The following is a 15,537-nucleotide window of genomic DNA, read 5'->3' as shown; positions in this document are numbered from 1 at the left end:
CCTTCGCTCTTACTGCGGCGGGTTGCCGTGCTTGCGGGACGGCAGATCGGCGTGCTTGGTGCGGAGCATCGCGAGGGCGCTGATGAGGACTTCGCGGGTCTCCGAGGGGTCGATGACGTCGTCGACGAGGCCGCGTTCGGCCGCGTAGTACGGGTGCATCAGTTCGGCCTTGTACTCCTTGACCATGCGTGCGCGCATGGCCTCGGGGTCCTCGGCGTCCGCGATCTGCTTGCGGAAGATGACGTTGGCCGCGCCCTCGGCGCCCATGACGGCGATCTCGTTGGTGGGCCAGGCGTAGGTCAGGTCGGCGCCGATGGACTGGGAGTCCATGACGATGTACGCGCCGCCGTACGCCTTGCGCAGGATCAGCGAGATCCGCGGCACGGTGGCGTTGCAGTAGGCGTACAGCAGCTTGGCACCGTGGCGGATGATGCCGCCGTGCTCCTGGTCGACGCCCGGCAGGAAGCCGGGTACGTCGAGCAGGGTGACGATCGGGATGTTGAAGGCGTCGCACATCTGGACGAAGCGGGCCGCCTTCTCGGAGGCCTCGATGTCCAGCACGCCGGCCAGGTGGCCGGGCTGGTTGGCGACGATGCCGACGACCTGGCCGTCCATCCGGGCGAGCGCGCAGATGATGTTGCGGGCCCAGCGCTCGTGGACCTCCAGGACGTCGCCGTCGTCGACGAGCTCCTCGATGACCTTGAGCATGTCGTACGGGCGGTTGCCGTCGGCGGGCACCAGGTCCAGCAGCACGTCGGAGCGGCGGTCCGCCGGGTCCGAGGTCGGGTGGAGCGGCGGGTTCTCCCGGTTGTTGGAGGGCAGCATCGTGATGAGGTAGCGCACCTCGGAGATGCAGGTCTCCTCGTCGTCGTACGCGAAGTGCGCGACGCCCGAGGTCTCGGCGTGCACGTCGGCCCCGCCGAGCCCGTTCTGGGTGATCTCCTCGCCGGTCACCGCGCGGACGACGTCCGGTCCGGTGATGAACATCTGCGAGGTCTCGCGGACCATGAAGACGAAGTCCGTCAGGGCCGGGGAGTAGGCGGCGCCACCGGCGCAGGGGCCCAGCATGACCGAGATCTGCGGGATGACCCCCGAGGCCTTGGTGTTGCGCTGGAAGATGCCGCCGTAGCCGGCGAGGGCGGAGACGCCCTCCTGGATCCGGGCGCCCGCGCCGTCGTTGAGGGAGACCAGCGGGGCACCGGCCGCGATGGCCATGTCCATGATCTTGTGGATCTTCGTGGCGTGGGCCTCGCCCAGCGCGCCGCCGAAGATGCGGAAGTCGTGTGCGTAGACGAAGACCGTGCGGCCCTCGACCGTGCCCCAGCCGGTGATGACACCGTCGGTGTAGGGCTTCTTGCCCTCCAGGCCGAAGCCGCTCGCCCGGTGCCGGCGCAGCTGCTCGACCTCCTTGAAGGAACCCTCGTCGAGCAGCAGCGCGATGCGCTCGCGCGCGGTGAGCTTGCCCTTGGCGTGCTGCGCCTCGGTCGCCCGGTCACTGGGGCCGCGCCGCGCTTGCTCCCTCAGGGAGTGCAGTTCGGCCACGCGCCCACGGGCGTCCGTCGGCTCGCTCGGAGTCTGGTCCACAACGGTCATGTACCGACCTTACGAAGTGACGGGGCGAAAACCCTCCGTTGGTTCCGCACAGTCTCCGAAGCGATCCGCTGTGTGGCCCGGACAGAACCGCCGCGGGATGCGCCGACTCCGCCAGCCAGGACCGCCGACCGTTGTGGAGATCCTATAAATCACCCCTGCGGAGGCGGGGAGGTTGAAATTTGAACGGAATGGGTCTAGCGTCCTTGTTGTTGAAGCTTAAACAAAGCTTCGCCCCCGCCGACCGAGGAGTGATCATGGGCATCTTCACCCGCCGCAACAGCGGCCCGGACACCACCACCACAGCCGTCGCCGCGCCCGACGTGGACCCGGCGCTCGCCGCGCTGACCGGTGACTACGTCATCGACCCGGCGCACAGCAGCGTCGGCTTCACCGTCCGGCACGCCATGGTCACCAACGTCCGCGGCGCCTTCACCGAACACGAGGGCACCCTGCACCTCGACGGCGCCGACCCGGCCAGCTCGACGGCCTCGATCGACGTGAAGACGGCCTCCGTGGACACCGGCATCGCCGACCGCGACGGCCACCTGCGCAGCGCCGACTTCTTCGACGCCGAGACCTTCCCGCTGATGAGCTTCCGCTCCACGCGGGCGGCCGCGCTCGGCGGTGACACCTACCGCATCACGGGCGACCTGACGATCAAGGACGTCACCCGCCCGCTCTCGATCGACCTGGAGTTCAACGGCTCCGCCACCGACGTCTACGGCAACCAGCGCGTCGGCTTCGAGGGCTCCACCCAGATCCTGCGCTCCGACTGGGGCCTGACCTGGAACGCCGCGCTGGAGGCCGGTGGCGTGATGGTCAGCGACAAGGTGAAGCTGACCTTCGACATCTCGGCCATCAAGCAGGCCTGACGAACGACGGAACGCCCGGGGGCGGCTAAAAGCCTCCCCCGCCGTCGAAGCCGCCGCCACCGTCGAAGCCGCCACCGCCGCCGAAGTCCCCGCCGCCGAAGTCGGCGGGGTTGAAGTCGGCCCCCGACACGTCGCCGCCGTCGAACCCGCCGCCCACGCCGCCGAAGTCCGCGGCGTATGCGGGGCCCGACATCATCGAACCGAGCAACGTGCCCACGAGCAGACCGGGCAGCATGCCGCCGCCGAAGTACCCGCCGGCCCAGGGGCCGTAGGCCGGGCCGGCGTCGTAGTAGGGCCGCGGCCCGTAGTCGGTGTCGACCGTGCGCACCGCCGGGTCCAGGCCGTCGCGCAGCCGCACCGCGTCCGCCGTGCAGACGGGAACGGTACGGGCCACCCCGCCCGCCGGGGCCCAGGTGGCGTCCTCGGTGCTCGGCCCGTGGCGCGGGTCGAAGAAGCAGGGCGCCCGGCGCTCCGGGACCGGCTCGCCCTGCCGGCGCGCGTCGAGGCGGGCCAGGGCGTAGCGCCCGTCCTCCAGTGCCTGGGTGACACCCTGCACCTCTTCCGGGTACCGGACCTGGGCCATGATCTGCTTGGCCTTCTCGTACGAGTCCAGGGCCTGCCCGTAGTCGGCGCGCATGGCGTCGTCGGCGCCGGGCTCACCGGGCTGGAAGTCCAGCCGGTCGAGTTCCTCGCCGAACGCGGTGATGTCCTCGTCCACGACCACGCTGAGGCGGGCGATCGCGTCGCGCCTCGCCTCCTCCTTCCGCTTCCGGTTGCGCCGGACCAGCGCGTAGGCGCCACCGCCGCCGAGCACGGCCACCGCGCCGAGCGTGACCAGGCCGCCGACCGGGGTGCCGGTGTCGTCCGCGGCCGCGCCGCCGCCCCAGGAGGCCGGGGCGCGGCCCTTTGCCTGCGTGAGGGCCTGGTCGACGAAGTTGTTCAGCTCGGTGGCCGCGTCGACCGGCCCGCCCGCCTTCACCGCGTCGGTGAGGTTGCGTACGGCGACCCGCGGCATGACGGAGGCGTCGGCCCCGGCGTCGAAGCCGGTGCCGAGGCGGATCGCGTACAGCCCCGTGATGCCGGTCTGGGCCCGGACGGCGCTCAGCAGCCCCTGGGGCGGGAACTCGTCCGTGGCCGGGAGGACCGCCACGAAGACCGGCTTGCCGGCCTTCTCGATCTTCTGGGCCAGTGCGTCGGCCTGCGCCTTGGACAGCTGCGCCGCGGCGCGCGGGTCGACGTAGACCGGGCCCTGTTTGAGCGCCTGCGCGACGGCTGCGGTCCCGGTTGCGGCGGACGCCTGCGGAACGCCCACGAAGGCGAACGCGAAGAGCCCCAGCAGCAGACCGGACACTACGGACATAAGCCTGGTCCTCATGCCTACGACGCTACCCGAACCGCCCCTCTCCCGTGTGAACGGGACATAAGCGCGGTCCGCTCCCGCCGGGGCCCCCGTGCCCTACTCGGCCGGTTCGACGCCCGCGCGCAGCAGGCCGAAGGTGAAGGCGTCCTCCAGGGCCTGCCAGGAGGCCGCGATCACGTTCTCGGCGACGCCGACTGTGGACCACTCGCGGGCGCCGTCCGTCGTGGAGATCAGCACCCGGGTCGTGGACTCCGTGCCGTGCTTGCCCTCCAGGATGCGGACCTTGTAGTCCACCAGCTCGAACTTGGCCAGCTGCGGGTAGAACCGCTCCAGCGCCACCCGCAGCGCACGGTCCAGCGCGTTGACGGGGCCGTTGCCCTCGGCCGTCGCCACGATCCGCTCGCCCTTGGCCCACAGCTTGACCGTGGCCTCGTTGGCGTGGGTGCCGTCCGGGCGGTCCTCGACGATCGCCCGCCAGGACTCCACCCGGAAGTACTTGCGGGCCCGGCCCTCGGCCTCGGCGCGCAGCAGCAGTTCGAAGGAGGCGTCGGCGGCCTCGTACGTGTAGCCCTGGAGCTCGCGCTCCTTGACCCGCTCCACGACCCGGGAGATCAGCGCGCGGTCGCCGCCGAGGTCGACGCCGAGTTCCTTGCCCTTGAGCTCGATGGAGGCCCGGCCCGCCATGTCGGAAACCAGCATCCGCATGGTGTTGCCGACGCGCTCGGGGTCGATGTGCTGGTAGAGGTCTGGGTCGACCTTGATCGCGGAGGCGTGCAGGCCCGCCTTGTGCGCGAAGGCGGAGACACCCACGTACGGCTGGTGGGTGGACGGCGTGAGGTTGACGACCTCGGCGATGGCGTGCGAGATCCGGGTCATCTCGGCGAGCGCGCCCTCGGGCAGCACCCGGCGCCCGTACTTGATCTCCAGGGCGGCGACGACGGGGAACAGGTTGGCGTTGCCGACGCGTTCGCCGTAGCCGTTGGCGGTGCACTGGACGTGGGTGGCGCCCGCGTCCACGGCGGCCAGCGTGTTGGCCACGGCGCAACCCGTGTCGTCCTGGGCGTGGATGCCCAGGCGCGCGCCGGTGTCGGCGAGGACGGTGGCGACGGTGGCGGTGATCTGGGCGGGGAGCATGCCGCCGTTGGTGTCGCAGAGGACGACGACGTCGGCGCCGGCCTCGTGGGCGGTGCGTACGACGGACTTCGCGTACTCGGCGTTGGCCCGGTAGCCGTCGAAGAAGTGCTCGCAGTCGACGAACACCCGGCGGCCCTTCGCGACCAGGTGGGAGACGGTGTCGCGGACCATCTCCAGGTTCTCGTCCAAGGTGGTGCGCAGCGCGAGTTCGACGTGCCGGTCGTGGGACTTCGCGACCAGGGTGATCACGGGCGCGCCGGACTCCAGCAGGGCACGGACCTGGGGGTCCGCGGCGGCGGAGCCGCCGGCCCGGCGGGTGGCGCCGAAGGCGACGAGCTGCGCGTGCTTGAAGTCGATCTCGGCACGGGCGCGGGCGAAGAACTCGGTGTCGCGCGGGTTCGCGCCGGGCCAGCCGCCCTCGATGAACCCCACGCCGAAGTCGTCCAGGTGCCGGGCGATCGTCAGCTTGTCCGCGACGGTGAGGTTGATGCCCTCGCGCTGGGCGCCGTCGCGCAGGGTGGTGTCGAAGACGTGGAAGCCGTCGGCAGGGCCTGTGTGCGGCTCCGTCGCCTCTGTCGTCGTCATGCTGGTCAGACTCCTGTCGGATGAGTGGTTCCGGAGACCGGGGATCCACTGCCCCCATCATCGCGCGCTGCCGGGCCCCGGCAGGAATGGGCCGGGAAACGAAAAGACCCCTCGCGGGTGCGAGAGGTCTGCGCGCGGGTCTGGGGCACGGTGGCCGCTTTCCCCTGGTTGTTCCAGGGCTCAGCGGTCACTGCGGACCGGCGCGCTGCTGTCCATAATCATGAGCTGAGCAGGCACGTCCGCAGTGTGTCACACGGGTCCGCGCGCGCGGACCGACGTCTCACTATGCGGGCGGCCGCCGTCGGGGTCAGCCCGGCGGCGCCGCCAGCGTCCCGTCCACGAATTCCCGCACGTGGCCGAGGATGTCGTCCCGCCCTATTCCGGGCAGGCCGACGGCGACCTGGATGCTGAACCCGTCGAGCAGGGCCCGCAGCCGGGCCGCGTAGCGGTCGGCGTCCACCGGCCGGAACTCCCCGCGCGAGATGCCCTCGGCGAGCAGGGCCACGAGGTCGCGGTGCCAGGCCCCCTCGATGGCGGCCTGCCGGTCGCGTTCCCGGGGTCCGGCGTTCTGCGAACGGTTCCAGACCTCCAGCCACAGGGTCCAGTGCGGGTCCCGGGCGCCGTCGGGAACGTAGAGGTCCACGTAGGCGGCCAGCCGTTCGCGCGCCGTGCCGCTGCGGGAGAGCAGGGCCCGCCGCTCGGTGCCGAGCGCGGCCTCGCTCCACTCCAGCGTCCGCAGCAGCAGTTCGTCCTTGCTGCCGAAGTAGTAGAGGAGGTGGCCGCTGCTCATGCCGACCTGGCGGCCCAGGCCGGCCATGGTCAGGCCGTCGAGGCCGCGTTCGGCGATCGTGGCCATGGCGGCGACGAGTACGTCCTCGCGCGGCGGGGCGTTCTTCCGCGCCGGCCGTACTCCACCCGCCGCCATGGGCCTCTCCTCACATCGGGTCCGTCCGCCTGGATCAGACCTTCGGCTGCTGCTGGGTGATGCAGTGGATACCGCCACCCCCGGCGAAAATCGTACGTGCGTCAACGAGGGTCACGGTCCGCTCCGGGAACAGACCGCGGAAGATTTCCGCCGCCTCCTCGTCGCGCGGGTCGTCGAAGGAGCACAGGACGACACCGTCGTTGCACAGGTAGTGGTTGATGTACGAGTAGTCGACCCACTCGCCGTCCTCCTCCAGCACGGTCGGCGCCGGGATCTCCACGACCTCCAGCAGGCGGCCCCGGGCGTCGGTGGAGGCCCGCAGGATGGCGGCGATGGTCTTGCAGCGCTCGTGGTCCGGGTGGGCCGGGTCGGGCTGGCTGTGGACCATGACGACGCCGGGGCGGGCGAAGGCCGCGACGATGTCCACGTGGCCCTGGGTGCCGTAGGTGCCGTAGTCCCCGGCCAGGCCGTACGGCAGCCAGACGGCCTTGGTGGTGCCGAGGTGGGCGTGGATCTCCTCCTCGACCTGCTGGCGGGTCCAGCCGGGGTTGCGGCCCTCGCCGAGTTGCACGGTGTCGGTGAGGAGCACGGTGCCCTCGCCGTCGACGTGGATGGCGCCGCCCTCGTTGACCAGCGGGGTGCTGTACGTCCGGGTGCCGGCCAGGTCCGAGACGTGCCGGGCGATCTTCTCGTCGTGGTCCCAGCGGGCCCACTCCTGGGCGCCCCAGCCGTTGAAGGTCCAGTCGACGGCGGCCAGCTCGCCCGCGTCGTTCGTGACGAAGGTGGGGCCGATGTCACGCATCCAGGCGTCGTCGAGCTCCCGCTCCACGAGGTCGACCTCGTCGCCCACGATGGCACGGGCACTGTCCGCGTCACCCGGCGAGACGACGAGCGTCACGGGCTCGTAGCCGCGCACCGCGCGGGCGACGGCGCCCCACGCCCGGCGGGCCTCGGCGAGCTCCTGGTCGTTGGTGAAGGTGGGGTTGGGGCTGGGCCAGGCCATCCAAGTGCGCTCGTGGGGCGTCCACTCGGCGGGCATCCGGAAGCCGTCGGCGGCGGGCTTGGTCATGGAGGGGTCCTTAGAGGCTGTCTGTTACAGGAAGTACAGGCGGTTGAGGGAGACCGAATCGGCCGCTTCGGAGCGCAGCGGGTCACCGTCGAGGGTGACGAGACCGCTCTGCGCGTCCACGTCGACCGCGCCCACCCGGGAGTTGAGGAGGAGGTCCGCGGGGCCGATGCCGCGGGTGCCGCGGACGGCCACCCGGCGCCTGCGCGTGGGCATCTGGTCGGAGCCGAGGGCGGCGGCCGCGGCGGAGACGAACGCGACGGAGATGTCGGCGGCGGTGGCCCCGTAGGCGCCGAACTGCGGCCCCAAAACCAGCGGTTCGCAGGTGTCGGTGGCGGCGTTGGGGTCACCGGTGACCCCGTACGCCGGGAAGCCGGACTTCAGGACGAGCTGGGGCTTGGCGCCGAAGAACTGCGGGCGCCACAGCACGATGTCGGCGAGCTTGCCGACCTCGATGGAACCGATCTCGTGGGCCAGGCCGTGGGCGATGGCGGGGTTGATGGTGAGCTTGGCCATGTAGCGCAGGACGCGGGCGTTGTCGTCGCCCTCGCCGTCGCCGGCCAGCGGGCCCAGCTCGCCCTTCATCTTGGCGGCCATGGCGAAGGTGCGCCGGATGGTCTCGCCGGCGCGGCCCATCCCCTGGGCGTCGGAGGAGGTGATGCCGATCGCGCCCAGGTCGTGCAGGACGTCTTCGGCGCCCATCGTCCCGGCGCGGATCCGGTCGCGGGCCATGGCCGCGTCGCCCGGGAGGTCCGGCTTGAGGTCGTGGACCGAGACGATCATGCCGTAGTGCTCGGCGACCGCGTCCCGGCCGAAGGGCAGGGTGGGGTTGGTGGAGGAGCCGATGACGTTCGGTACGCCCGCCATCTTGAGCACGTTGGGGACGTGTCCGCCGCCGCAGCCCTCGATGTGGAAGGCGTGGATGGTGCGGCCGTCCAGTACGCGCAGGGTGTCCTCGACGGAGAGGCACTCGTTGAGGCCGTCGCTGTGCAGGGCGACCTGCACGTCGTGCTCCTCGGCCACCCGCAGCGCGGTGTCCAGCGCGCGGGTGTGCGCGCCCATGTCCTCGTGGACCTTGAACCCGCTCGCACCACCCTCGGCCAGCGCCTCCACCAGCGGGGCGGCGTCCGAGGAGGAGCCGCGGGCGAGGAAGCCGATGTTCACGGGCCAGGCGTCGAAGGCGTTGAAGGCGTGCTTCAGGGCCCACGGGGAGTTGACGCCCACGCCCCAGACCGGGCCGAACTCCTGGCCGATGACGGTGGTGACACCGGCGGCGAGCGAGGCCTCCATGATGCGCGGGGAGAGCAGGTGCACGTGGGTGTCCACGGCTCCGGCGGTGGCGATGAGGCCCTCGCCGGAGACGATCGAGGTACCGGTGCCGACGACGACGTCCACGCCGTCGAGGGTGTCGGGGTTGCCGGCCCGGCCGATCGCGTGGATGCGGCCCTCGCGGATGCCGATGGAGACCTTGCGGATGCCGAGGACGGCATCGATGACCAGAACGTTGCTGATCACTACGTCACAGGTCTCGCGGACGGCGGCGGCCTTGAGGTGCAGCCCGTCTCGGGCGGTCTTGCCGAAGCCGGCCAGGAACTCGTCGCCCGGCTGCTGCGCGTCGTGCTCGACGCGGACCGTCAGGCCCGAGTCGCCGAGCCGGACCCGGTCGCCGGCCCGGGGGCCGAAGACGGAGGCGTACTCGTGCGGGTCGATGTGCCGGCTCGCGCCCGGCGCGCAGTGGTCGCTGTGTTTGGTCTGCCTGCTCACGCCTGGTCTCCGTCCGTGGCCTCGTCCGTGGTCCCGTCGATGGGGTCGCCGGTGCCCAGATAGCCGCACGCGGCCGCACGGCGCAGGGCCTCCTCCTTGGCGCCGGGGGCGTCCAGCGGCCCGTCGACCAGCCCGGCGAAGCCGATGGCCACCCGCGCGCCGCCGATCGGGACCAGCCCGACCTCGGCCTCGCCGTGCGGGTCGAACCGTACGGAGGAGCCGGCGAGCACGCACAGCCGCATCCCGTAGGCCGCGGCGCGGTCGAAGTCCAGGCGCGGGTTCGCCTCGAAGAAGTGGAAGTGGGAGGTGACGCTCACCGGCACCGAGGCCGTGTTGCGCACCCGCAGGTGCAGGACCGGCTCCGGCTGCGGCGCGCCCGGGCCGGGCACCACCGCGCCGGGCGCGTCGTCGCCCAGGCCCGCGGCGCCCCGGATCGGCGAGGAGACCACCGCGAGGCGGGACCCGTCGTCGAAGACGGCCTCGACGTGCACCTCGGTGACCACGTCGGACACGCCGGGCAGCACGTCGTCGGGGCCCAGCACGCTGCGGGCCTCCTCGATGGCCTCGGCCAGCCGCTTGCCGTCGCGGGCCGCCTCACAGACCGTGTCCGCGATGAGCGCGGTGGCCTCCGGGACGTTGAGCTTGAGGCCCCGGGCCCGCCGGGCCCTGGCCAGTTCCGCGGCGCCGCGCAGCAGCAGCCGGTCGCGCTCCGTAGGGGTCAGCCGCACGCCGATCCACCACCTTTTGGTTCGATGGGTTAGAGCATCACTCTAACTCTTCACTTCTCTGCAATGAAGCATTGACCTGGGACCTTGGCTTAGGTCACATTGAATGTCGCTCAAACGAAGCGCACCCACCCCCCGCCCTGCCAAGGGAGCTCCCCCATGCCCATCGAACAGCGCGGAGTCGACACGATCCCCGAGGAGGAGCGGACGAGCGGTCCCCGTGACCTGATATCGATCCTGCTCGGCTCCAATCTCTGCCTCGGCGTGATCGTGTTCGGCTGGCTGCCCCCGTCCTTCGGACTGGGCCTGTGGCCCTCGCTGACGGCCATCGTGACCGGCACGCTCGTCGGCATCGTCTTCACCGCGCCACTGGCGCTGGTCTCCCTGCGGACGGCCACCAACCTGTCGACCTCCAGCGGCGCCCAGTTCGGCGTCCGGGGACGGCTCGTCGGCTCCGTCGTGGGCCTGCTCCTCGCGCTCGGCTACACCGCCCTGACCCTGTGGATCGGCGGCGACGTGATGGTCGGCACCCTGGCGCGGCTCGTGGGGCTCCCGGACACCGGCGCCACCCACGCGGTGATGTACGGCGTACTGGCCGCCTTCACCGTCGTGGGAGCCGTCTTCGGCTACCGGCTCCTGCTGCGCATGAGCAAGGTGCTCTCCATCGGCATGGTGATCCTGCTGGCCATCGGCATCTACGCCTACGCGCCGGACTTCACCACCGCCGCGCCGCCGGAGACCGCCTACCTGCTCGGCTCGTTCTGGCCGACCTGGCTGCTGGCGGCCGTCGCGGCCGGCCTGAGCGGTCCCGTCGCGTTCATCACGCTGCTCGGCGACTACACCCGCTACATCTCCCCGACCCGGCACAGCTCCCGCAAGGTCTTCTGGGGCACCTGTCTGGGGCTGGCGATCGGCCTCCTGATCCCGCAGCTGTTCGGTACGTACACCGCGCTCGCCGCCAAGGCCGGTGCCGACTACGCCGGGCCGCTCGTCGAGGCCGCGCCCTTCTGGTACCTGGTCCCGCTGCTCGCGGCGGCCGCGGCCGGTTCGGTGGGCAACGCCGGGCTGATGCTCTACTCCATGGGCCTCGACCTGGACGCGATCGTCCCGAAGGCCACCCGCACCAAGGCCACCGTGATCGCCGCCGCCGTCGCCACCGCGTTCGTCTTCTTCGGCTCGTTCGAGTGGGACGTCCAGTCCGCGATGACCTCGTTCGTCCTGCTGCTGACCGCGATCGGCACCCCGTGGGCCGTCATCACCCTCATCGGCTACGTCCGCTGCCGCGGACAGTACGACGCCGATGCGCTCCAGGTCTTCAACCGCCGCTCGGTGGGCGGGATCTACTGGTACCGCGCGGGCTGGAACGTCCAGGCCACCGCCGCCTGGGCGATCGGCGCGGGCGTCGGCCTGCTCGCCGTGACCACCCCGTTCTACGAGGGCCCGCTGCTGGCCCTGACCGGCGGGGTGGACTGCTCCTTCGTACTCTCCGGCCTGGCCGGCGGCCTGGCCTACACGGCCCTGACCGCCCTGACCGGCCGCACGGCCCCCGCCCCGGCCGCCGAAAACGCCGCCGAGGAGCCCGTGGCGGCGTAAGGCTCCCCCGCGTCCCGCACACGAAAGGCCCGCCCCGAAGAAGGGGCGGGCCTTCGCGCGTACCCGGACGGGCCTAGCCGAGCGGGTGCATCCAGCCGTGGGTGTCGGCGGCGTGGCCGGTCTGGAGGTCCAGCAGCGCCTTGCGGAGCTTCATGGTCACCTCGCCCGGCTCGCCGGTGCCCTGCGTCCAGTTGGCGCGCTCCGACTTGACCGAGCCGACCGGAGTGATGACGGCGGCGGTGCCGCAGGCGAACACCTCGGTCAGGGTCCCGTTCTCGTTGTCGCGCTTCCAGTCCTCCGTGCTGATCCGGCCCTCCTCGGCGGTGTAGCCGAGGTCGCGGGCGATGGTGAGGAGGGAGTCGCGGGTGATGCCCGGCAGGAGCGAGCCGGTGAGCTCGGGGGTGACGATGCGCTGGGTGCCGTCCTCCTCGCCGTACACGAAGTACAGGTTCATGCCGCCCATTTCCTCGATCCAGCGGTGCTCGACGGCGTCGAGCCACACCACCTGGTCGCAGCCGTGCGAGGCGGCCTGGGCCTGGGCCACGAGGGAGGCCGCGTAGTTGCCGCCGGTCTTGGCCGCGCCCGTACCGCCCTTGACGGCGCGGACGTACTCCTCCGAGAGCCAGACCGAGACGGGCTTGACGCCGCCGGGGAAGTACGCGCCGGCCGGGGAGGCGATGACCATGAACAGGAACTCGTTGGCCGGGCGGACACCCAGGCCGACCTCGGACGCGAACATGAACGGACGCAGGTACAGCGAGGCCTCGCCCGAGTCCGGCACCCAGGCGCGGTCCTGCGCGATGAGGGCATCGCAGGCGGCGATGAACAGGTCGGCGGGGAGTTCCGGCATCGCCATGCGGCGCGCGGAGGCCTGGAAACGCTCGGCGTTGGCCTCGGGGCGGAACGTGGCGACCGTGCCATCGGGCTGCTTGTAGGCCTTGAGGCCCTCGAAGATGGTCTGCGCGTAGTGCAGGGTCATGTTCGCCGGGTCGATCGACAGCGGCGCGTACGGGACCAGCTCGGCGTCGTGCCAGCCGCGGCCCTCGGTCCACTTGATCGTCACCATGTGATCGGTGAAGTGGCGGCCGAAACCGGGGCTGGCCAGGATCGCCTCGCGCTCCGCGTCGGACAGGGGGTTCGAGGAGGGCTTCAGCTCGATGGTGGGCGTCGTCATGAGTGCTTGTCCTTCACCGTTTGTGTATGGCGGACCGCGCTCACGCGTACTAGGACGTCCGAGCTTCCCCGTATTCCGCGGCCTCGCGTTCGATTATCGCGCGCGCGGTGTCCGCGGAGAAACGGGGTGATGCGGCCCAGGGGAGATGGTGGCACCCGGGGCCGCGCAGGAGAAGCCGCCGGGTGCGGTGATCGCGACCCGGCGGCTTCCTGGGTGTGGAGCTCTGCCGGGTCAGCCGGCTACGCGCGCGGCGAGGGCGTTGCCGATCGCGTCGGTGGAGCGGAAGGTTCCGTCGCGCTCGGCCAGGTCGGCGGAGACCGCTTCCTCGATGCGGACGGCCTGGGCCTCGTAGCCCAGATGGCGCAGCAGGAGGGCGACGGAGAGGATCGTCGCGGTCGGGTCGGCCTTGCCGGTGCCGGCGATGTCCGGGGCCGAGCCGTGGACGGGCTCAAACATGGACGGGAAGGCGCCGGTCGGGTTGATGTTCCCGGAGGCGGCCAGGCCGATGCCGCCGGTGACGGCCGCGGCCAGGTCGGTGAGGATGTCACCGAAGAGGTTGTCCGTGACGATGACGTCGAAGCGCTCGGGCTGCGTGACGAAGAAGATCGTCGCGGCGTCGACGTGCAGGTAGTCGGTGGTGACCTCGGGGTACTCCCGGCCGACCCTGTCGAAGATGTTCTTCCACATGTGCCCCGCGTACACGAGGACGTTGTTCTTGTGGACCAGCGTCAGCTTCTTGCGCGGGCGGGCGTTGGCCCGCTCGTACGCGTCGCGGACGACGCGCTCCACACCGTACGCGGTGTTGATGCTGACCTCGGTGGCCACCTCGGCGGGCGTCCCCGTGCGCAGGCTGCCGCCGTTGCCGGTGTACGGGCCCTCGGTGCCCTCGCGCACGACGACGAAGTCGATCTCCGGACGGCCGGCCAGGGGGGTGGCCGTGTTGGGAAAGAGCTTCGAGGGGCGCAGGTTGATGAAGTGGTCGAAGGCGAAGCGGAGCTTCAGCAGCAGACCGCGCTCCAGGACCCCCGAGGGGACCGAGGGGTCGCCGATGGCGCCCAGCAGGATCGCGTCGTGGTGCTTGAGGGCGTCGAGCTCCGCTTCCGGGAGGGTCTCACCGGTGCGGTGCCAGCGCTGGGCGCCGAGGTCGTATTCCTTGGTCTCCAGCTTCACATCCTGGGGCAGGACCGCGGTAAGGACCTTGAGGCCCTGAGCCACGACTTCCTGGCCGATGCCATCACCGGGGATCACTGCGAGATTGATGCTGGTCGACATGTCGGAACCGTACTCCCTGTCCCAGCCCTCAGACATCTTCCGTCCACCATGTGGACGCGGGAAAACGGGAGGTGGTCCGGGGTGCGGCCCGGGCGGGGGCTGGGACCGGGGGCGGGTGACGAGCGGGCCGCGCTGCGGCTCAGTGGCCGGTCGAGCCGCCGTTGTCACGGCGGTCCAGCGCCCGCTGGAGGGCGGCGGCGGCGTTCTTGCGGTCGGCGTCGGCGGTGGAGGAGTGGCGGACGCGGCGGACGGTGCTGGTACGGGTCATGGTGATCGACTCCTTGAGATCACGGCGTGGCGGGGCCACGGATGAGGGGTTCCTTCAAGGCGCCGGAAGAGGCGGGGAGCGGTGCGCCGCAGGGGTTGCCTGCCAAAGGGCGCGCGCTCTCGACCGCCATTCGCCGGATCGGCGAGACGTTCGGCTCCTACAAAGCTAGGGCAGGTGCCGCTGTCTGTCTCCGCAATTACTCGGACTTCCTAGTATCTGAGACGGGAATGACTCGAACGGGGTGCCCACGTGGCCCCGGACCGGTTCCTCTTTCAGCCGTTGTCCGAGCGGAGTTCCCTGATCAGAGCCCGTACGGCGAGGGTGGATGCAGATTCCGGTGTGGTGACGTATCCCACCTGCCTCACCGGCCTCCCCGGACCCAGGTCAGTGACCTCGACGGTCCCGCCCGCCTCGCGCAAGGACAGCTCGGGCAGGATCGCCATCCCCAGCCCCCGGCCGACCATGGTCAGCACCATGCCGTCGTCCTCCGCCTTGACGGTGGCCCGCGGGATCCAGTCCTGCGCCTCCCACCAGGCCCGCGTGCAGGAGCCGCAGTTCTCGTCCCAGTCCAGCAGCGGCAGCGCCCTGGGGTCCGGGTGTCCCACCGGGTGGACCAGTGCGTACGCCTCCTCGGCGATGACCCCGCTCAGCAGGCCGGAGGGCAGCCCCGCCGAGCCGCCGAGGGTGGCGATGCCCAGGTCGGCCCGGCCGGCCAGCACCTCCCCCGCGGTACCGGGGCCGAGCTCGCGCACGACCCGCACCTCGGGGCGCAGCCCCGGGTGGCGGGCGGTGAGGCGCTCCAGGGCCGGCGGCAGCAGGTGCAGGGCCGCGCTGCGGAACGCCGCTATGCGCAGCACGCCCGCCACCGCCCCGCCCGGGGCCCGGCCGGCTCCCCGGGCCTCGGCCCCCAGGACCTCGTACAGCCGCAGGATGCGCCTGGCGAGGGCGACGGCCCGCTCGCCCGCCGGGGTGGGGACGGACCCGGCGCGCCCGCGCTCGAAGAGCACCGCGCCGACCTTGGCCTCGCTGCCGCGCACCGAGTGCGAGACGGCCGACTGGCCGATGCCGAGCGCGGCGCCCGCGGCGGAGAAGCCGCCGGTCTCGGCGACGGCCACCAGGATGCGCAGTTCCTGCGGAGCGAGCTCGGTCATGCGGGCTCTCACCTCGTTCTATGAGCGGGATTCATGGGTGTGCGGCTTCCATGAG

General features: G+C 71.5%; 13 protein-coding genes. 2 read left to right on the top strand and 11 right to left on the bottom strand.

Translation table 11 applies throughout. The features are described 5' to 3' along the window. Positions 1-9: 9 nt before the first annotated feature. Positions 10-1,593, bottom strand: a complete 1,584-nt coding sequence (locus ACWGH1_RS06785; RefSeq protein WP_453357173.1) for an acyl-CoA carboxylase subunit beta — start codon at positions 1,591-1,593, stop codon at positions 10-12. Between the two features lie 254 nt (positions 1,594-1,847). Between ACWGH1_RS06785 and ACWGH1_RS06780 the strand changes: the two genes are divergently transcribed. Then, complete coding sequence (locus ACWGH1_RS06780; protein ID WP_453357172.1) at positions 1,848-2,465, top strand: YceI family protein; 618 nt, start codon at positions 1,848-1,850, stop codon at positions 2,463-2,465. Between the two features lie 25 nt (positions 2,466-2,490). Here the strand turns inward: ACWGH1_RS06780 and ACWGH1_RS06775 are convergent, their stop codons facing one another. The 6 genes from ACWGH1_RS06775 to ureA all read right to left on the bottom strand — a co-directional run bounded on the left by ACWGH1_RS06775 (position 2,491) and on the right by ureA (position 10,027). After that, complete coding sequence (locus ACWGH1_RS06775) at positions 2,491-3,840, bottom strand: hypothetical protein (protein WP_453408487.1); 1,350 nt, start codon at positions 3,838-3,840, stop codon at positions 2,491-2,493. Between the two features lie 81 nt (positions 3,841-3,921). Continuing rightward, on the bottom strand, positions 3,922-5,544 hold the full coding sequence (gene cimA, locus ACWGH1_RS06770; RefSeq protein WP_453354564.1) for a citramalate synthase: 1,623 nt from the start codon (positions 5,542-5,544) through the stop codon (positions 3,922-3,924). A 307-nt stretch (positions 5,545-5,851) separates the two neighbouring features. Next, the gene (locus ACWGH1_RS06765) at positions 5,852-6,469 is read right to left on the bottom strand and encodes a TetR/AcrR family transcriptional regulator (protein ID WP_453354565.1); all 618 of its coding nucleotides are present in this window, start codon (positions 6,467-6,469) and stop codon (positions 5,852-5,854) included. A 34-nt stretch (positions 6,470-6,503) separates the two neighbouring features. Next, the gene (locus ACWGH1_RS06760) at positions 6,504-7,538 is read right to left on the bottom strand and encodes an agmatine deiminase family protein (protein ID WP_453354566.1); all 1,035 of its coding nucleotides are present in this window, start codon (positions 7,536-7,538) and stop codon (positions 6,504-6,506) included. 24 nt (positions 7,539-7,562) lie between these two features. Then, complete coding sequence (locus tag ACWGH1_RS06755) at positions 7,563-9,245, bottom strand: urease subunit alpha (RefSeq protein WP_453354569.1); 1,683 nt, start codon at positions 9,243-9,245, stop codon at positions 7,563-7,565. A gap of 50 nt (positions 9,246-9,295) precedes the next feature. Continuing rightward, on the bottom strand, positions 9,296-10,027 hold the full coding sequence (gene ureA, locus ACWGH1_RS06750) for an urease subunit gamma (protein WP_453354567.1): 732 nt from the start codon (positions 10,025-10,027) through the stop codon (positions 9,296-9,298). Positions 10,028-10,183: 156 nt separating this feature from the next. Here ureA and ACWGH1_RS06745 point away from each other — a divergent pair, with 156 nt between their 5' ends. Then, positions 10,184-11,617 (top strand): cytosine permease, encoded by a 1,434-nt coding sequence (locus ACWGH1_RS06745; RefSeq protein ID WP_453354568.1) that lies wholly within the window; start codon positions 10,184-10,186, stop codon positions 11,615-11,617. Positions 11,618-11,690: 73 nt separating this feature from the next. Here ACWGH1_RS06745 and ACWGH1_RS06740 read toward each other — a convergent pair whose 3' ends face one another. From ACWGH1_RS06740 to ACWGH1_RS06725, 4 genes are all read right to left on the bottom strand, one after another. After that, on the bottom strand, positions 11,691-12,791 hold the full coding sequence (locus ACWGH1_RS06740; protein WP_453357781.1) for a branched-chain amino acid aminotransferase: 1,101 nt from the start codon (positions 12,789-12,791) through the stop codon (positions 11,691-11,693). A 231-nt stretch (positions 12,792-13,022) separates the two neighbouring features. After that, positions 13,023-14,063, bottom strand: a complete 1,041-nt coding sequence (locus ACWGH1_RS06735; RefSeq protein ID WP_453355544.1) for a 3-isopropylmalate dehydrogenase — start codon at positions 14,061-14,063, stop codon at positions 13,023-13,025. Between the two features lie 139 nt (positions 14,064-14,202). Then, the gene (locus tag ACWGH1_RS06730; RefSeq protein ID WP_453355543.1) at positions 14,203-14,331 is read right to left on the bottom strand and encodes a hypothetical protein; all 129 of its coding nucleotides are present in this window, start codon (positions 14,329-14,331) and stop codon (positions 14,203-14,205) included. Positions 14,332-14,603: 272 nt separating this feature from the next. Then, complete coding sequence (locus tag ACWGH1_RS06725) at positions 14,604-15,482, bottom strand: LysR family transcriptional regulator (protein ID WP_453355542.1); 879 nt, start codon at positions 15,480-15,482, stop codon at positions 14,604-14,606. Positions 15,483-15,537: the final 55 nt, after the last annotated feature.

This window comes from Streptomyces sp. NPDC054883 (assembly GCF_053610645.1).
The sequence above is the reverse complement of the archived record's forward strand: the minus strand, read 5'-3'. Positions and strand labels throughout refer to the sequence as shown.